General features: G+C 45.7%; 13 protein-coding genes. 10 read left to right on the top strand and 3 right to left on the bottom strand.

All coding sequences use genetic code 11. The features are described from left to right. Positions 1-16: 16 nt before the first annotated feature. On the top strand, positions 17-247 hold the full coding sequence (locus RH86_RS11230; protein WP_005594222.1) for a zinc ribbon domain-containing protein: 231 nt from the start codon (positions 17-19) through the stop codon (positions 245-247). 140 nt (positions 248-387) lie between these two features. On the opposite strand, the gene xseA is transcribed toward RH86_RS11230, so the two are convergent. Continuing rightward, entirely contained in the window at positions 388-1,719 is a 1,332-nt protein-coding gene (xseA, locus tag RH86_RS11225) for an exodeoxyribonuclease VII large subunit (protein ID WP_009386274.1), read from the bottom strand. Positions 1,720-1,952: 233 nt separating this feature from the next. Between xseA and guaB the strand changes: the two genes are divergently transcribed. The 5 genes from guaB to RH86_RS11200 all read left to right on the top strand — a co-directional run bounded on the left by guaB (position 1,953) and on the right by RH86_RS11200 (position 9,293). After that, entirely contained in the window at positions 1,953-3,416 is a 1,464-nt protein-coding gene (gene guaB, locus RH86_RS11220; RefSeq protein WP_005594225.1) for an IMP dehydrogenase, read from the top strand. A 112-nt stretch (positions 3,417-3,528) separates the two neighbouring features. Continuing rightward, complete coding sequence (gene guaA / locus RH86_RS11215; RefSeq protein WP_005594227.1) at positions 3,529-5,082, top strand: glutamine-hydrolyzing GMP synthase; 1,554 nt, start codon at positions 3,529-3,531, stop codon at positions 5,080-5,082. A gap of 177 nt (positions 5,083-5,259) precedes the next feature. Beyond that, a complete protein-coding gene (locus tag RH86_RS11210; RefSeq protein WP_009386273.1) occupies positions 5,260-6,780 on the top strand; it encodes a Na+/H+ antiporter NhaC family protein in 1,521 nt (506 codons plus the stop codon). Between the two features lie 231 nt (positions 6,781-7,011). Further along, positions 7,012-8,454 (top strand): chitinase, encoded by a 1,443-nt coding sequence (locus tag RH86_RS11205; protein ID WP_009386272.1) that lies wholly within the window; start codon positions 7,012-7,014, stop codon positions 8,452-8,454. Between the two features lie 242 nt (positions 8,455-8,696). Beyond that, on the top strand, positions 8,697-9,293 hold the full coding sequence (locus RH86_RS11200; RefSeq protein ID WP_005594232.1) for an acetate uptake transporter: 597 nt from the start codon (positions 8,697-8,699) through the stop codon (positions 9,291-9,293). 116 nt (positions 9,294-9,409) lie between these two features. On the opposite strand, the gene RH86_RS11195 is transcribed toward RH86_RS11200, so the two are convergent. Then, positions 9,410-10,957 carry an alanine/glycine:cation symporter family protein gene (locus tag RH86_RS11195; RefSeq protein ID WP_009386271.1) on the bottom strand — a complete coding sequence of 516 codons (1,548 nt, stop codon included), beginning with the start codon at positions 10,955-10,957 and terminating at the stop codon, positions 9,410-9,412. Between the two features lie 480 nt (positions 10,958-11,437). Here RH86_RS11195 and RH86_RS11190 point away from each other — a divergent pair, with 480 nt between their 5' ends. The 3 genes from RH86_RS11190 (at position 11,438) to RH86_RS11180 (ending at position 15,498) form a co-directional block, all read left to right on the top strand. Next, entirely contained in the window at positions 11,438-12,706 is a 1,269-nt protein-coding gene (locus tag RH86_RS11190) for an O-acetylhomoserine aminocarboxypropyltransferase/cysteine synthase family protein (protein ID WP_005594235.1), read from the top strand. Positions 12,707-12,838: 132 nt separating this feature from the next. Continuing rightward, positions 12,839-13,756 carry a DUF808 domain-containing protein gene (locus tag RH86_RS11185; protein ID WP_009386270.1) on the top strand — a complete coding sequence of 306 codons (918 nt, stop codon included), beginning with the start codon at positions 12,839-12,841 and terminating at the stop codon, positions 13,754-13,756. A 230-nt stretch (positions 13,757-13,986) separates the two neighbouring features. Then, the gene (locus RH86_RS11180) at positions 13,987-15,498 is read left to right on the top strand and encodes a PTS transporter subunit EIIC (protein ID WP_009386269.1); all 1,512 of its coding nucleotides are present in this window, start codon (positions 13,987-13,989) and stop codon (positions 15,496-15,498) included. A 192-nt stretch (positions 15,499-15,690) separates the two neighbouring features. Here the strand turns inward: RH86_RS11180 and RH86_RS11175 are convergent, their stop codons facing one another. Further along, positions 15,691-17,049 carry an MBL fold metallo-hydrolase RNA specificity domain-containing protein gene (locus RH86_RS11175; RefSeq protein ID WP_009386268.1) on the bottom strand — a complete coding sequence of 453 codons (1,359 nt, stop codon included), beginning with the start codon at positions 17,047-17,049 and terminating at the stop codon, positions 15,691-15,693. 629 nt (positions 17,050-17,678) lie between these two features. Here RH86_RS11175 and RH86_RS11170 point away from each other — a divergent pair. Next, positions 17,679-19,673, top strand: coding sequence for a methyl-accepting chemotaxis protein (locus RH86_RS11170; protein ID WP_005594241.1), 1,995 nt, complete (start codon positions 17,679-17,681; stop codon positions 19,671-19,673). Positions 19,674-19,697 lie beyond the last annotated feature (24 nt).

Raw genomic sequence — 19,697 nt, 5'->3', positions numbered from 1 at the left:
ACAAGGAAGCAGTATCATGAACGAAAATCATTGCCCACAATGCGACAACGAGCTGCAATGGCAAGGTCACTACCATTGTATGCAGTGCGATGTGGATTTCAAAAAAGTAGCATTTTGTCCTGACTGTGACAGCCAGTTAGAGAAACTGCAGGCGTGTGGGGCGGCCAACTATTTTTGCCACAGTGAGAGTTGCAACGAACTTAAATCAAAGTCACGCGTTCGTTTTGAGTTTCAAAAGCAGGCGTAGAAAAGAAGTTAACGGCGTAAGCAGAGAACAGTTTGAGCTGATTTAGTCGCCGCTGACAAAGTTGTCGCGGCATGATTGAAATCAGTAACTAAAATTGGCTTCGATTAGCCAGTAGGGTCAAGCATCGATTTAGATAGAGACTAATTTACGGTAGAACGAACTTCGCCATTAGCCAAACGGGTGACCAGAGTGTCGCCCGTTTTTACATCGGTAGTAGATTGAACCACTTGGCCTTGCGCGTCTTGAGTAATTGAATAGCCACGCTTTAAGGTAGCTAGAGGGCTAACAGTATCAAGCTTCTCGGCAGCAATAGCGAGTTGATGACGCGTATTAAGCAGTCTTCTATCCATGGCATCCAACAACTTCTGTTCGACACGAGCGAGCGTTGCTTGTTGTAAGCTTAAACGTTTAGCCGGTGAATGCAGTTGCAAGCGATGTAATTGTCGTTCCACTTTCTGCTGATGCAGAGCGGTGAATCGTTGCATTGCACGTTGTAAACGGCCATCAAGTTCATCAAGCTGTTGGCTCTGACGCTGCAATTGCTGGCTAGGGTGCTGCCTTTCAAGACGATGCTGAAGACGGTTAACTTGCTGCTTTTGTTGCGACAGATAGTGGCGCCATGCACCAAACAGCTTTTGCTCACGTCCGGCGATGCCTTGAGCTTTGTGGCTATTATCACGGCTAACCAATTCAGCAGCAGCTGAAGGGGTAGGGGCACGCATATCGGCGACAAAGTCTGCGATCGTCACATCGATCTCATGACCAACGGCACTGATGATCGGGATCTGACTCGCTGCGATCGTACGGGCAACGATTTCATTGTTAAAGCACCACAGATCTTCTAATGAGCCGCCACCACGACCCACGATCAAGACATCACACTCGTTACGGGCATTAGCACGGCCAATCGCTTGAGCGATTTGAATCGCTGCTTCTTCGCCTTGTACCATGGTTGGGTAAATCACCACGGGCAGAGAAGGATCACGACGCTTTAACACATCTAAGATGTCGAATAGGGCTGCACCTGTTTTCGAGGTGATAACGCCAACGCACTTAGGGTGCTCAGGTAAGATTTGCTTGCTGGTTTGGGCAAACAATCCTTCACTGGCCAACTTCATCTTCAGTTCTTCAAATTGTTGTTGTAAGCGACCGTCACCTTCAGGCTGCATGCTTTCGATGATTAATTGATAATCACCACGCGGTTCATACAGAGAGAGACGAGCTTTAACTAAAACTTGATTGCCATTGGTAGGCTTGAAACTGACATGACGATTGTTGCCACGGAACATGGCGCATTTTACTTGGGCGCGGGAATCTTTAAGTGTGAGATACCAGTGGCCAGAGACAGGTGCAGAGAAGTTGGAAATCTCGCCAACTAACCAGACAATCCCCATTTCATTTTCGAGTAATAAGCGAACTTCGGCATTTAGACGAGAAACAGTGAAGATGTTTTGATTGGTCAGAGATGACACAGCTAAATTCCGTGGGCGTGGGTATGGAAGTTAGCGGCAATATAATACATAGCAAGGGGGTAAATGCAAGAAAAAAATTAAAAAAATTAGTGGTCAAGCGTATGCGTTGACCGTATAATCCCACCGCAATATCTAATCCAAATGCAACGAGTCACCCTGACGAATTGCCCTCATTATGCGAAACGATGAGACTGGATTGTTTTTTTTACTCCTCTAATTGTGAGATATTGCAAATGCTAAGAATTGCCAAAGAAGCGCTGACATTCGATGACGTACTACTCGTGCCAGCTCACTCCACTGTTCTCCCAAACACAGCTGATCTTCGCACTCAGCTAACGAAAAACATTTCTCTGAACATCCCAATGATTTCTGCGTCTATGGACACAGTAACAGAAGCTCGCCTAGCGATTGCCCTAGCGCAAGAAGGCGGTATTGGTTTTATTCACAAGAACATGTCTATCGAGCAACAAGCTGAGATGGTTCACCAAGTGAAAATCTTCGAAGCGGGCGTTGTTACTCACCCTGTAACGGTACACCCAGATGCAACAATTGCAGATGTGGTTGAATTAACAAGAAAACACGGTTTTGCTGGTTTCCCTGTTGTTACTGAGAGCAACGAGCTTGTTGGTATCATCACTGGTCGTGATGTGCGCTTTGTTACTGACTTAAGTAAGAAAGTAAATGTAGTAATGACACCGAAAGAGCGTCTAGCTTCTGTTAAAGAAGGTGCATCTCGTGAAGAAGTTCAAGAGAAAATGCACAGCGCTCGTGTTGAAAAAGTATTGGTAGTGAACGACGAGTTCCAACTAACCGGTATGATCACCGCAAAAGACTTCCACAAAGCAGAAACTAAGCCGAATGCATGTAAAGATGCGCAAGGTCGTCTACGTGTAGGTGCTGCAGTTGGCGCAGGCGCAGGTAACGAAGAGCGTGTTCAAGCGCTAGTTGAAGCGGGTGTTGACGTTCTACTTATCGACTCATCTCATGGTCACTCAGAAGGTGTTCTAAATCGTATCCGCGAAACTCGCGCAGCATTCCCAGATCTAGACATCATCGGCGGTAACGTAGCAACAGGCGCTGGTGCTAAAGCACTGATTGAAGCGGGTGTTAGCGCAGTGAAAGTGGGCATTGGCCCAGGTTCAATCTGTACTACTCGTATCGTAACGGGCGTCGGTGTTCCTCAAGTTACTGCGATTGCTGATGCAGCAGAAGTGGCAAATGAATACGGCATCCCAGTTATTGCTGATGGCGGCATCCGTTTCTCTGGTGATATCTGTAAAGCAATCGCAGCGGGCGCATCATGTGTAATGGTTGGCTCAATGTTCGCAGGTACTGAAGAAGCACCGGGCGAAGTGATTCTTTACAACGGTCGTTCATACAAATCTTACCGCGGCATGGGTTCACTAGGCGCGATGTCACAAGGTTCTTCAGATCGTTACTTCCAATCTGATAACGCAGCAGACAAGCTAGTTCCAGAAGGTATCGAAGGTCGTATCGCATACAAAGGTCATTTGAAAGAGATCGTTCACCAACAAATGGGTGGTCTACGTTCAAGCATGGGTCTAACTGGCTCAGCAACGATCGAAGCAATGCGTACTAAAGCAGAATTTGTTCGTATCTCAGGTGCAGGTATGGCTGAATCTCACGTACACGACGTTCAGATCACTAAGGAAGCGCCAAACTACCGTCGAGGTTAATTCTTTCGATAGAATTTATCTTACGTAAACGTTTGCTTTTTCCTTGAAGCATTAATGTGAGGCGGGTAAACTCGCCTCCGTTGTAATAACTCAGCTTATAAGACTGCCCAAAATGACAAAAAATATTCATGACCAACGTATTCTGATTCTGGACTTCGGTTCTCAGTACACTCAGCTAGTAGCGCGCCGTGTTCGTGAGATCGGTGTTTACTGTGAGCTATGGAGCTGGGATGTAGAAGAAGCGGATATTCGTGAATTCAATCCAGATGGCATCATCCTATCTGGTGGCCCTGAGAGTGTGACTGAAGCAAACTCTCCACGAGCTCCTCAATATGTATTCGACTCTGGTGTCCCTGTATTTGGTGTATGTTACGGCATGCAGACCATGGCTGAACAACTTGGCGGTAAAGTAGCAGGTTCTACTGAGCGCGAATTTGGTTACGCTGCAGTACAAGTGACGGGCGAATCAGCACTGTTCGCAGGCCTTGAAGCGACACAAGATGTTTGGATGAGCCACGGTGACAAAGTTATCGAGATCCCATCTGACTTCACCAAGATCGCACAGACAGACACTTGTCCTTATGCTGCGATGGCAAACGAAGAGAAGAAATACTACGGCGTTCAGTTCCACCCAGAAGTAACGCACACTAAAAACGGCCTTAAGATGCTAGAAAACTTCGTACTAAATGTATGTGGTTGTGAGCGTCTATGGACTTCAGAATCAATCATTGAAGACGCGGTTGCTCGTATTAAAGAGCAAGTGGGTGACGATGAAGTGATTCTTGGTCTATCTGGCGGTGTTGACTCTTCTGTTGTGGCAATGCTTGCGCACCGCGCAATCGGCGACAAGCTAACGTGTGTATTCGTTGATAACGGTCTACTACGTTTAAATGAAGGCCAGCAAGTGATGGAGATGTTTGGTGATCAGTTTGGTCTAAACATCATTAAAGTTGACGCAGAAGAGCGTTTCCTTAAAGCACTTGAAGGCGTATCTGAGCCAGAAGCAAAACGTAAGATCATCGGTCACGTTTTCGTTGATATCTTTGATGAAGAATCGAAGAAACTGACCAATGCTAAATGGCTAGCACAGGGTACGATCTACCCAGATGTTATCGAATCAGCGGCGTCTAAGACAGGCAAAGCACACGTGATCAAATCTCACCATAACGTAGGCGGTTTGCCAGACGATATGGAAATGGGCTTGGTTGAGCCACTACGTGAGCTATTTAAAGATGAAGTGCGTAAGATCGGTCTAGAGCTAGGCTTACCTTACAACATGCTTTACCGCCATCCATTCCCAGGACCAGGCCTTGGTGTTCGTGTTCTTGGTGAAGTGAAAAAAGAGTACTGTGACTTGCTACGTCGTGCTGATGCTATCTTCATTGAAGAGCTTCACGCAGCGGATCTTTACAACAAAGTATCGCAAGCATTTACGGTATTCCTACCAGTACGTTCTGTAGGCGTAATGGGTGATGGCCGTAAATACGATTGGGTTGTATCGCTACGTGCGGTAGAAACCATCGACTTTATGACGGCTCATTGGGCGCACCTACCATACGACTTCCTAGGTAAGGTTTCTAACCGTATCATCAACGAAGTAGACGGTATTTCACGCGTGGTTTACGATATTTCAGGTAAGCCACCAGCGACGATCGAGTGGGAATAATTTCCGCTTAATTGACCAAGTTAAGAACCAGCCTTAGGGCTGGTTTTTTTTCGTCTTAATCTCCTCATTCTCGATAATTCAAACCAATATAAACTTTTGCATTAGAATTGATATACAACACATTAAGTTGCATGTATATTCGATTTTTATGACTAATTATTTTGATTGGATTTTGCTATGGAACAGCCGGGAATCATCTCTCTTCTACCAATTATCGTTACTCTGGTGCTGGCATTAACCACCCGCAATGTCGTTTTAGGACTGTTTGCAGGTGTGATTAGTGGCGTGGCAATGTTGGAAGGTACTTTCGTAAAAACGGGCTTACTCGACTCTTTTGGTGCCTTGATGAAGAGTTACCTTCTTCCTCAATTGACCGACAGCTATAACGCCGGCGTGATATTGCTACTGGTCTTTATTGGTGGCTTTGTCGCCTTGATGGAAAAATCAGGGGGTGGTGTTGCCTTTGCCGAGCGCGTGACTAAATTAGTGGCCAACAAGTGCCAAGCTCAGCTTTCTGCATGGTTAGGCGGCATTGTTATCTTCTTTTCTGACCTTGGTACACCGCTTATTGTTGGCCCGGTATTCAGACCACTGTTTGATAAACTTAAAATATCGCGTCAGAAGCTCGCTTTTATTATCGATTCAACCTCTTCTCCTGTCGCCATCCTTGTGCCGTTTATCGGTTGGGGGGTCTACATCATGGGATTGATTCAAAAAGAGTTTACTCAGTTAAGTGTCGGCATGAGTGATTGGGATGCCTTTATCGGGGCGATTCCGTATCAATTTTATGCCTTTTTAGCGATTGCGATCATTCCAATTATTTCCATTTTTAAGCTCGATTTTGGTCCTATGGCCCAAGCAGAAAAGCAAGCTGAGCAAGGCATTATTAGCCAACCGATTGAGCAAGAACAACATCAGCCTTTTACGCATAAAAATGCAAAGTCGTCTTTTGTTTGGGCGCCGCTGATGGTGATGTTAGTGGTATTGTGCTCAATGCTTATTCCACAAGGTTTTCCATTTCAAAAAGTCGCGGGTTCCACCTTTAGAGCAGCACTGTCTACCGCTTACCTTTTTGCAGCTTTTACGCTTATTAGCTTAATGGCCTTTTATAGTGTGAGAAAAATCGCTGATAGCATCCAAATCTATTTGAAAGGGATGTCAGGAATGATGTCTGTCGCAGTCATCTTGATCTTGGCTTGGTCCCTTAGCTCTGTCGGCAAAGAGCTGGGTGCTGCCGCGTACATTGCTGAGCAAGCACAAGCAGGATTCCCTCACTGGTTATTGCCTTCCATTGCCTTCTTGCTTGCGGCGATTATCTCTTTTGCTACCGGTTCATCATGGGGCACCTTTGCGATTATGATGCCGCTGGTTATTCCAACGGCGGTAGCCATTGATGCGCCGTTATTGGTTTGTATTGGTGCGGTGCTTTCTGGTGGTCTATTTGGCGATCACTGCTCACCGATTTCAGAAACAACGATTTTGTCATCGACAGGGGCGGCTTGTGAGCAATATGAGCACTTTAGAACACAGCTTCCTTATGCGCTCGTGAATGGTGCGATCGCCCTTGTTGGCTTTTTGTTTGCTGGTATTACCGAATCACCACTGACACTCGTGTTGGCGCTGATGGTGCAATTGGCTCTCTATTTCTTGTTGACCAAAACATCGTTAGGTCAAAAGTTATATCACAGTCATGCTTAAGCAGTGTATCCATTGGTGTATAGCAATGGATCTGTGAACGTTTAATTTTAAGGAGCACTTTTTGCTCCTTTTTCTATCTTACGTAACATATTTTATTAATATATATGTAACTCATTAGTTTTTATTCTAAGCTTGCTCGCAACTTAACGGAGCTATGAATTGGAGTCTCCGCAAGATATAGAATGTTATTCTAGTCTTTTGGAGGTGTTTAATCCTGAGGACTCCAATGAAATGAAAACGATCATAACAGCTAGCGTTTCCATGACCTTAGCGCTCGCCCCTCCAGTTTGGGCAAATATGAATATTCAACCTGATCCGCAAAATCCCACTGGTTATATTGTTGCCAGAGCAGATGTAGAGGCGGTAGAGAACAGCAAAACATCTGATCCCATGTATGCAATCTGGTCACAAGCTCTTACTACAGCCAGTAATACCGTTGTTAATGCTATTGAGCCGGGACGACCAAGTAATCCTGACAATGTAAAAAGAGCAGAGAAGGTATTTCCGTCAGCAGAGTGGGATTATCTCACTCATATGGCGGCCCCTGAATACAGCTATCAGAAGTTTTTGCAAGCGATAGGTAAGTTTCCTGCATTTTGTGCTACGTATACAGATGGTCGTGATTCTGATGCTATTTGTAAAAAATCGATTATTACTGCTTTTGCACATTTTGCCCAAGAAACGGGCGGCCATATTGCCAAGGATAACTATTGGGATAATCCTCTCGGACTTGAAGAGTGGCAACAAGCATTAGTGCATGTTCGAGAAATGGGGTGGTCTGAAGGCCAAGAAGGTTATACGACGGGCTGCGGACAAAATGATTGGCAAAACAGAAAATGGCCGTGTTCTGCAGGGCAAGGCTATTTTGGTCGTGGTGCAAAACAGCTTTCATATCATTTTAACTATGGCGCATTTTCGGAAGCAATGTATGCAGGTGACGCAACAATATTACTTAACAATCCAGCAGCAGTAGCAGACAGTTGGTTAAACTTAGCCTCTGCTATTTGGTTCTTCTTGACGCCACAAGCTCCTAAGCCAGCAATGCTACACGTGATCGATCGAACATGGTCACCTTCACAGCGAGAAATTGATGCTGGAATAGGTTATGGGTTCGGTACCACCATCAACATAATTAATGGTGGTATTGAGTGTGGAGAGCAGAATAAAGATAAAGGTCAGCCAGTTAATCGCATTAAGTATTGGGAAGGCTTATCAGCTCATTATCAAATTCCACTTGAGGCTGACGAAGTGAATACCTGTTGGCAACAAACGCCGTATGGGAGTATTAACCTTGAAGGGGCGACGGATGTGCTTTACACCAATTGGGATGGCAACTGGCAATATTTTTCTGATCGCCCGGAAGGTTATTCGTTTGAATGCCAGTTAGTCGGCTATCAAACGGCTTATTCCGCTTTAGTTAAAGGTGACTATGAAAAATGTGTCACTAATTTCTATCAGTCACATGCCAGTTGGCCTGAAGTGAGAGTGGTGGATAAACTTGATCCTCTTCCTGTTGATCCTCCTGGTACTGTTCCCGCGTGGAATGCAACGACTGTTTACCAAGGAGGGGAACAAGTGAGTTACCAGAATGCCGTTTATGAAGCGAAATGGTGGACACAAGGAAATGAACCAAGCAAAGGGGACCCATGGAAATTTATATCGGCAATTCCTTAGTGATAATTTTGCTGAATAGTAATTTGCTCTAAATGATAAATTTGCACCTGTAATTGCACAAAATAACTACAATTGCAGGTGTTTTCTTGCTCGAAAGATGGCTATGTTAATGATTGCTAGAGTATTCGTCTTATTGCTTATTTGTGTAATCTAAGTTTTCGTTACTCGCTTCTTGTGTTTAATTGGGTGTACCTTAAAATTCGCGCGTAATTTTTATAAACATTTTTGAAAGGTACGCGCCAATGTCAACTAAACTGGCTAACCCAGCCCCACTAGGCCTAATGGGTTTCGGTATGACAACTATCCTGCTTAACATCCATAACGCAGGCTTTTTTCCAATCGATTCAATGATCCTAGCAATGGGTATCTTCTACGGTGGCCTTGGCCAAGTTCTTGTTGGTATGATGTGCTTTAAGCGTGGCGACACCTTTGGTACCACTGCTTTCACTTCTTACGGTCTTTTCTGGCTGACTCTTGTGGGTATTCTTGTAATGCCTAACATGGGCCTTGCTCCAAGCCCAGCAAGCTTCATGGGTTGGTACCTAGCACTTTGGGGTATCTTCACTGGCTTCATGTTTATCGGTTCTCTTTGCTACCCAGTGGCAAAACAAGTGGTATTCGGCTCTCTAACGATCCTATTCTTCCTACTTGCAGCACGTGATTTCACTGGTAGCTCACTGATCGGCACTATCGCTGGTATTGAAGGTATCTTCTGTGGCGCTAGCGCAATCTACTTCGCAATGGCACAAGTGCTAAACAACGAGTTCGGTCGCGTAGTACTGCCAGTTGGTGAAAAGCGTATCAAGCCAATCGTTGCTGCTGAGCAAGTGGCTGCTTAATCGCGCTATTGTTCTACAACGATAAAAGAAAAGGGTTAGCCAATGGCTAACCCTTTTTTGTACCAATCAGATAAGCATGAGTCGCTTATGTCGATTGGAACATACACCGCTTTTTCTTATTGTGGTGAGGTTTGTGAGACGACCTCGGTCTTATCTTCGTCGATCGGGTTATGCCCTGTTTTACGACGATAGCGCTCTTCCCAATAATGAGCACCTTTGATGCCCAATTTTAACGGGTTGAACGTATATTCTGTTACGCCTTGCTTCTGTTGCTCTTCATAATCTTTCAGCGCCTTTAGTGCAGGTTTAGATAGGAAGAAGATGATCAAAATACCGACGATATTGAGCCATGCCATCAGGCCGACCCCAACATCACCCATCGCCCAGGCTAGATTGGCCGTTTTTACCGAACCGTAGAATACCGATGCGATGATCACCAGCTTGAGGATGAACATCAGACCGCTCACTTTGAAAGTGCGACGGATGTAGGCAATATTGGTTTCAGCAATGTAGTAGTAAGCCAGAACGGTGGTAAACGAGAAGAAGAACAGCGCTAAAGCAATAAACGGTTTGCCGATCCCCGGTAGCGCGCTTTCAATCGCCATTTGGGTAAAGACTGGGCCATTGGCACTAATATCGGCCGCAAGGTGCTGTACTAGGAATGCGCCTTCGCCTGCGCCATGAACGTTATATGCGCCAGTGATTAGAATCATAAACGCAGTGGCTGAACAAACTAATAATGTATCTATATAGATTGAGAAAGCTTGCACTAAACCTTGTTGAGCTGGGTGTTCCACGTTTGCCGCTGCGGCTGCATGAGGGCCCGTACCTTGGCCCGCTTCATTAGAGTACACCCCACGTTTTACCCCCCAACCAATTGCGGCACCAAAGCCTGCCATTGGTGTAAAGGCATCGCCAACGATCATTGAGAAGATGCGTGGCACTTCGCTGATGTTCAGCAGAATAATCACAAAGGCGGTGATGATGTAAGCCAGCGCCATAAAAGGCACAACAACCTGAGTGAAGTGAGCAATCCGTTTTACGCCACCAAAGATAATGAAGGCTAAAATGATCGAGATAACTGTGCCGGTAAAGATTTTGGCAAAACTAAAGGTGCCGACAGCGGTTTCAATCATCTCACCACTACCAAACGCCGCTTCAACCGCATTACCAATGCTGTTTGACTGTACGCCAGGTAATAACACACCACAGGCAAAAATTGTGGCAATCGCAAAGATCCATGCATACCAACGTTGTCCCATGGCTTTTTCGATGTAATAAGCCGGGCCACCACGGAATTCACCGTTATCTTCTTCTTTATAGATTTGGGCAAGTGTCGATTCAGCGTAGGCTGTTGCTGCGCCAAAAAACGCCACCATCCACATCCAAAACACCGCGCCGGGGCCACCAAAGCCAATGGCAGCGGCAACGCCAGCAATATTACCAGTACCTACACGGCCAGAAAGTGAAACCGCAAGCGCTTGGAAGGAGGAAATGCCTTTGTCAGAACTTTTACCGGAAAGGAGCAAGCGCCACATTTCAAAGAAATGGCGAACTTGGACAAATCGTGTAGTGATTGAGTAAAACAAGCCGGCACCTAGGCATAAATAAATTAGTGCGGGGCTCCAAATGATTCCATTCAGAAAATCAACGAAAGACTGCATAAGTAGTTTCCCTGTTACTTATTGGTTTATTTACTTTATTTATCGTGTCGACAAATATTAACCTTTATGTAAGTTATTTGTTAAATAAAACCTGCTTTAATTGTGATGTGCGTGATATAGAGCACAAGAAACCATGTCGTTATTACTTTTTGGCGTTTAAACGTAAGTAAGCTGGGATTATTGATGGGATCGTTGGTCAGCGAGCTTGTTGCTAGATGAAAAGTAGGGGGATTTAGCGAGATCGGGCTAGTGTACTTCGCTGGAAACGGCAGTCATCATCAGTGATTCGTTTCATAGACGAAACCAAAGAGCAGACAAAAATCAGCCTTTGGCTTTAATTTCACCGACTCGCCTCAAATCTCTTAGCGTTGTTGCTTTATTCGCCAATCGGAAAGGCGCATTATCATTTTATAGTGAGTAAACAAACGGCGGGCGAGTTACTCAGCACGCGAAACAATCAATCAATATCATGGATGAGTTATGAAAGACGAAACACTAGCGATTCACTTTGGTTATGAAACCGAGCCGACCACCAAATCAGTCGCAACCCCGATTTATCAGACTGTCGCGTATGAATTTGATAGCGCACAGCATGGCGCCGATCTGTTTAACCTTGAAGTTCCAGGTAACATCTATACCCGTATTATGAACCCGACTAATGACGTTTTAGAGAAACGCATAGCGGCATTAGAAGGGGGGATTGCTGGTTTAGTGGTGAGCGCGGGGAGCGCGGCAATCAACTATGCGATTTTAACCTTGGCTGAAGCGGGCGATAATATCGTTTCGACTCCGCAGCTGTATGGCGGTACTTACACCTTGTTTGCTCACATGCTACCAAAGCAAGGCATTGAAGTGCGTTTCGCCAAAGACGATAAACCGGAAAGTTTAGCGGAATTGATCGATGAAAATACCAAGGCGGTTTATTGCGAAAGCATAGGCAACCCGGCGGGTAATATTATCGATCTTGAACGCGTCGCCGCAGTGGCGCACGCGCAGGGTGTACCTGTGATTGTCGATAACACCGTAGCAACCCCTGCTTTGTGTAAGCCGATTGAGTTTGGCGCTGACATCGTGGTGCACTCGCTCACCAAATACGTCGGTGGCCATGGTACGACATTAGGCGGTGCGATCATTGATGCTGGCACCTTTCCTTGGGCGGAGCACAAAGAACGTTTCCCGGTCATGAATCAACCTGAGCCTTCTTATCATGGCGTGGTGTATACCGAGGCATTTGGTCCTGCGGCATTTATTGGTCGGGCACGTACCGTGCCGCTGCGTAATACAGGCGCTGCACTATCACCAATGAATGCGTTTATGTTAATGCAAGGGTTAGAAACCTTATCGCTGCGTATGGAGCGCCATACCGAGAATGCGTTGAAAGTCGCGCAATACTTACAGCAGCATGAAAAAGTCAGTTGGGTCAGTTACGCAGGTTTAGCGGACTCGCCATTCTACCCATTGGCTGAAAAGTACATGCAAGGCAAGCCGTCGGCGATTTTGTCGTTTGGTCTTAAAGATGGCTATGACGCTGGCGTGCGATTCTATGATGCGCTGCAAATCTTTAAGCGCTTGGTCAATATTGGTGACGCGAAATCACTTGCCTGCCACCCTGCTTCAACGACGCATCGCCAGATGAGCACCGAAGAGCAAGCCAAGGCGGGCGTCTACCCTGAAATGATTCGCCTATCGGTTGGCATTGAGCATATCGATGACATTCTTGATGATTTAGATCAGGCACTTAGAGCGTAATCGTTTTCCTAGTTGTTTTTGTATTTTTTTAGGCACCTTATGGGTGCCTTTATTTTTATTTACAGCAGTGATGAGAGTTTTTGGCCTATGATGATCTAAATACTATCCATGCTTAAAAATAAGGAAACAACAATGGCAGGATTAAGTTTACTGACCCTACTCGATGATATTGCTTCCGTGCTTGATGATGTTGCCTTGATGTCTAAAGTCGCGGCAAAGAAAACCGCCGGTGTGTTAGGGGATGATTTGGCGTTAAACGCGCAGCAAGTTTCTGGCGTGCGTGCCGAGCGAGAAATTCCGGTGGTGTGGGGCGTAGCGAAAGGTTCTTTTCGCAATAAATTGATCCTTGTGCCAGCGGCGCTGCTGATAAGCTCTATCGCCCCGTGGTTGATTACGCCACTGTTACTGATTGGTGGCTTGTTCTTGTGTTTTGAAGGGGCAGAGAAAGTGCATGAGAAGTTTTTCCATCATGCAAGCTCAACAGAACAAGCAGAGCATAAAGCTGAAATCGAACCCTCGGCCGAAGATCTTAGCGATTACGAGCAGAAGAAAATTAAAGGGGCGATTCGCACCGATTTTATCCTCTCGGCTGAGATTATTGTGATTGCGCTGGGCACAGTGCAAGGACATCCATTCCTGACTCAAGTATTGGTGATGAGTTTGATCGCTATCTTGATGACCATTGGCGTATATGGCTTGGTGGCCGGCATCGTGAAGATGGATGACTTAGGCTTTTATCTGCAACGTAAAAGCGGCGGTCAGGGGGTATTAGGTACTATCGGTGATGGGTTGGTGGCAATGGCTCCCAAGCTAATGAAGATCTTAACCGTTGTCGGCACCATTGCGATGTTTTTAGTTGGGGGCGGCATCGTGGTGCACAGTTTGCCATTTGTGCATCATGGCTTGGTCAGTGTGGTGAATGTGTTGCCAGTGATCCCTTATGTCACGCCGACTTATTCGGTGATGGGTAACGGCATTATTGGCCTTGTGAGCGGGTTTATTATCCTCGCTATCATGACGTTTTACCATTCGCTACGCGGTGCAAAATAGAGAAGGGAATAAGAGCTGATGTCGCATGAAGAGTAAAAAGATCATCATGATCCTAAAGCTCATAAATGATTGAATAGCTGATATTTTCATTTATTAAAAACGAATGTAAAACAATTCTGGTTTGTAAGAGGGAGCTTACAAACCACTCGCAATTTGCAACCTTAGACTTGCACTATCTCGATAGAATCGTTGTTGGAAAAGTACCTCACAACAACAGATGGACATGAATTATGATAGACAGTCTAAAAAGTGGTTTATCAAAGCTTTCCTCAATCGGCAAAGCGTTGATGTTACCTATCTCAATCCTACCTGCCGCAGGCCTATTGTTGGCTTTCGGCGCAAAACTCGACATGCCGCTGATGATGCGCGCTGGCGGGGTCATCTTTGATAACCTAGCACTGCTGTTCGCAGTTGGTGCGGCGGTGGGTCTAACCAAAGAATCCGGTATCGCAGCATTAGCAGCCATTGTTGGTATGGTGGTAATGAATGCGACTATGGGCGTTGCGCTGGGCATTACCCCAGAAATGGCGATGTCAGGTGGCCGTTACGCGATGGTGATGGGTATTCCTACCCTACAAACAGGCGTATTTGGTGGCTTGATCGCTGGTATTCTCGCCGCAACCATGTATCAGAAGTTCTTTGATACCAAACTGCCAGATTTCCTCGGTTTCTTCGCCGGTAAACGCTTCGTTCCTATTGTTACCGCTTTTGCTGCGTTTCTTATCGGCCTTGTTCTGCCTTATGTTTGGTCTTACATCCAATCGGGTATTGATGCACTGTCGCACATGGCAAACGGTGGCAATATGTACCTCTCTACCTTTATCTATGGTTTTATGGAACGCGCTTTGATCCCAGTGGGTTTGCATCATATTTTCTATAGTCCTTACTGGTTCTCGTTTGGTGAATACACCACGGCGGCAGGTACCGTGGTTAATGGCGACCACACCATTTGGTTCAAAATGTTGGAAGATGGCGTGAAAGACTTTTCTACCGAGCAGTATGTGGATGCCGGTAAATTCCTTTCAGGTAACTTTGCTATCTACATGTTTGCTTTTCCAGCGGCATGTTTGGCGATGTACCACGAAGCCAAAGATAAGAACAAAAAAATCGCGGCGGGTATTTTGGGCTCGGCGGCGCTGACTTCATTTGTTACCGGTATTACTGAGCCAGTTGAGTTCGCCTTTATCTTTGTCGCGCCAGTGCTGTATATCTTCTCCGCGATCATGGCTGGGGTTTCTTATGCTGTGACCTATGCGTTAGATGTGCACATTGGTAAAACCTTCTCTGCGGGCATTATCGATTTCATCTCATTCGGTATATTGCCGGGTATGGATGGCTTCAAAACTAACTGGGTCAACGTGTTAATTTGGGGCCCATGTATGGCGGCTATTTATTACACCGTCTTCCGATTTGCGATCCGTAAATTCAATCTAAAAACCGTTGGTCGTGAAGATACAGAACGCAAAGAGATCACGTTAGAAAACGATGAACTGGCGGCGGAGATTACTAAGTTGCTGGGTGGTCGAGGCAACATCACAACCGTTGGCGCCTGTATTACTCGTCTGCGTTTAGAAGTCAAAGATGTGTCCATCATTGATGAAGAGGGCATTACGGCTCTGGGTGCAATGGGCGTGATTAAAGTGGGTAAGCATGGCGTACAAATTATCCTCGGTGCACGCGCTCAATTTGTGGCAGATTGCATGAATGGCGGTGCTAGTGGTCATCAGCCTGCGACCGCCTAACACCAATTAGGCCAAGTTAATGGGCAAAGGTTACGCGCCGTCCATTGTAATTTGATCATTGCTTCCCTTTGAATGCTCCTCCCCCTTTTCAAACATCAAAAGGAAACAAGCAATGATAGAGAGTGCCAGCGATGGCGCTCTTTTTTTGTCTTCATTCCCTACTCAATACATTCTCTACTCAATGTTCATGTTCTACTCAATGATCGCGTGATAGCCTTTGCTGCGCAGTTGCTCGGCAAACTGCGCTTTAACGTTAGTTTCACCATGGATTAAGTGGATTGCTTTCGGTGGCGTCGGAATACCTTGAATAAAACCCAGTAGATCCGCTTGGTCAGCGTGTGCGGAATAGCCCGACATGGTATGAACTTGAGCGTTAATCTCGACAGTTTGCTCATCAATGGTGACTTGCTTGTCACCATTTTGGATGGCCCAACCCAATGTGTTTTGCGCTTGGTAGCCGACTAACAGTACATCGGTGCGCTCATCCGCGAGTAGAGCCTTTAAATAATCCATAATGCGTCCACCTTGGCACATACCCGAAGCGGCAACGACTATCGCCGCTTCGCCTGTTGACGCAAGGCGATTGACTAAGCGTTGATGAGTACGATGATCTTCGACCGTGATGCATTGCTTAAAGGCCAGTGGATGACGTTGTTCTATTAGGCGCTCTTTCGCTTCTTTTCCCCATAGTGCTTTAAAGCGGCGATAAGATTTGGTCACCTTTTGCGCCATCGGTGAATCGAGAATGATTGGCAAGGTCGCTTCAATTTTTTGCTGGTGGATTAACTGCTCAATATCGAACAACAACTCTTGTGTTCGCCCAACACTAAAGGCGGGAATTAAAATCGCGCCACCATCAGCCAGAGAACGCTCAATAATAGCCAACAAGCGCTGAGAGCGAGTTTGAATATCTTCATGAGTTTTACCGCCATAGGTAGATTCAATCAGTAAATAATCCGCTCTAGGTGGCGCAACCGGATCGGGTAGCAGTGGTGTATTGCATGGGCCTAAATCACCGGAGAAAACCACCACTTCTTGATTGGGCAGCAACACTTCAATATAAGCGGATCCCAGAATATGGCCAGCATGTTGAAAGCGTGCTTTGAGCGGCTCGGTTTCTTTAGATGCAGATAGATGGTTGCTGGAAGAGGAAGCTAAGGCGGGGAGCGTAAACCACTGGTTATAAGCTTGAGGACGCAGTAAACGCGAAATATGGCGTAGAACTCGTTCTGTTTTTTTACTCGATAATCCCAATTGTAATTTCAGACTATCTTCTAACATTAAAGGCACCATTTCGGCAGTGGCTTCGGTGCAATAAATTGGTTGTTTAAAGCCCTTTGCCAATAACCAAGGCAATCGGCCGATGTGATCAATGTGAGCGTGGGTCAGTAACAGAGCTTGGATATGTTGGGTGGCAAACTCCACCTCCAATGGGCGTTTATCTTGGCCTTGAAACAAACCACAATCGACGAGAATTGCTTGCCCATCCACTTGTAATTCATGGCAAGAACCTGTCACCGTATCTTTACCCCCGTGGTGAATAAATTTCATACCTTGCCCTCCCAAAAGATGAATATAGCAAGCCTTTGATATCGAAGGCTATCCACCAAACTGCCTTGATTATATAGCTTACACAACTGTATCTGCGTTAAATGTGAAGCAGTAAAAATAATCATGATGTAAGCGAAAAACCGTCGTTGATTTTTCCTAGAGATACGAGAAGGAAGAAACGAGAGATGAGATACGAGAGATGAGAAATGAGGCGCGAGAATAGTTCTGATCTCATGCGGTATTACTCGATGAGGTGACGACAGGATGAGTTGTTATTTTTGGATACCATATCACGTTTCATATCATTACTTGTGTAACAGGATGTGACGGATTTTCAGTAATTAACAGCTAAAGTCCTTTTATTACAGTGGCTTAATTCCAATTAATGAATATGATGCTTTTGATAAAAACATTGTTGTTCAAAAAATGTCCGCTGCAATGGTATTTCTGACGCAGCTCACTCTTTCACCTAAGAAATATGCTACGACGGCAAAAAATATTGTGAGAAAAGTTCGTCGTAATACACAAGCGTTCAAAAACCCATGGTTGAGAAGTAAAGCACCACTCCATGGGTCAGCACTAAAAAAATAAATTCAGAAAGGTTGTCTATTTTTATCGTTGGAGATGAAATGAAAAATAATAACAACAGCTCGCCATCTTGGCTTACGAGCTTATCTTTACGTACATTATTGCTGTTGCCAGTAGGGATATCGTTACTGGCTTCTGCCGTTGTTTCTTGTTTGATCTTAGTTTTTTTAGAAGAGATGAAACATGGGGTTGAGTATTCAACATCACGCGCTGAACGCGCGGAATCTGCAGCGATGCTGGATAACAATTGGAACAATATCCGCGTTCACACCCGCGATATGATGATGGCCGATACCGACCAATTACGATCAGAACTGATTGGTATTGAGAGTAAAGTTAAAGAGACTCAAGATCTTATCACTAGCCAGTTTATTGCTAATCCTTCGATGTCACAAAGCACCAAAGATGATATGCAACGTGTGCTGGAGAATATGAATGGTTACTCAAAGACGTTGACGACGACGGTTGAGCAGTATGAATTGATCCATGAACAGTGGTGGACGCATACGCCGAATATGTGGGCGCCATTATTCGCCATGGTGAATGAGGTGATGGAATACGCAGAAGTTAACGATGATCTCGATGTTGCGGTGTGGCAAAAGCAAGGCGAGCAGTTGGTTAAAAATCTAGACAGTTACTATTCAAGTATGTCGATGAATGTCTTCATGCGTGTTGATGTAAGCCGTGATCAGACACTTGGTTACCTAACCAATGCCGGAAAAATATTAGATGAGTTTGACTGGTTACCTGCGGTGAAAAACTTTAAAGACACCACTTTCCAAGGGTATATCACTTCAACGGATGTTATTTTTGCCGCGCTAGAAGCCGATAAGCAAGCAACCACGACTCGTGTTGAATTTGCTGGTGATATTCGCAGTGCGATTGTCACTGTGATTGAGCGCAACATGCAAATGCTAGGTGAAGCGAACAATACCTCGCTCGCCACGATCAACAAGGTTATCTCAGTTCAAGTGATCTCTTGGATTGTAGCGGCGTTAGTGTCGATTGCTTTCTGTATCTATCTAGTGCGCCACTTTATTCAGATCTTCGGTCAACTGACGGTCACGTTGCAATCGATGGCCAATAAAGATTTCTCAACCAGAACGCACATTAAAGGTAAAAATGAATTAGCTCGTCTTGCAATGAACGCCGATGAAACCGTCGTGTCGATCAGCCGTGTTATTGATGAAGTGCGTGGGCAGGGCGCTGAAGTCTCAGCCAGCTCAACACAGTTGGCGGCGGTAATGGTGCAAAGCTCTGCCAATGCCCAAGAGCAAAACCTCCAAGTACAACAAATAGCCGCAGCCGTGACCGAAATGTCAACGTCGGCGGGGATTGTGGCCGAGTCAGCGAAACAGACTGAATCGCGTGCGATTATGGCTTACAGCGCGTGTGAAGAAGGTCAATCGTTAGCACAAGAAAATAGCCAACGCGCGAATGATCTAACCGCGCAACTGGGTGAAACCGCGGTGGTGGTCGATAACCTTAAACAGCGTTGTCACAGCATCAGCGAAGTGGCGGAAGTGATCAGTGCCATTTCAGATCAAACCAACTTGCTGGCACTAAACGCTGCAATTGAAGCGGCGCGCGCGGGTGAACTAGGCCGTGGCTTTGCCGTGGTTGCCGATGAAGTTCGCTCACTGGCAGGCAAAACGCAAAACTCGACCGAGCACATCAAATCGATTATCGAAGAGTTACAACGCCAATCGGATACAGCGCAAATTACCGTACAAAGCTGCTTAGAGAAAGTAGACGAAGTGCGTGAAGCATCGAGTGTCGTCGTTGATAAAATTTCGGCAACCCAGCAAGCGGTGGCTGAGATAAATGATAGCTCGACAGAAATGTCGGTGGCGGCAGAGCAGCAATCAAAAGCGTCAGAAGAGATCAGTGAATCGCTGCATGGCATCAAAGACACCATTGCACAGAACATGGCTGGTATTGATGAATCAAGCCAAGCATCGAACTTCTTGTCTGAGTTGGCAGAGCGTCAAAGCAGTCGTTTGAAAGAGTTCCAGCTAGCAGCGATAAACAGCTAAGTTCGACAAAAAAGCCGCTAACGT

Source organism: Vibrio sp. N418, assembly GCF_000222565.1.
GTDB classification, from domain to species: Bacteria; Pseudomonadota; Gammaproteobacteria; order Enterobacterales; family Vibrionaceae; genus Vibrio; species Vibrio scophthalmi.
Note: the sequence above shows the minus strand (reverse complement) of the source record. Positions and strands in the feature narration are given on the sequence as shown.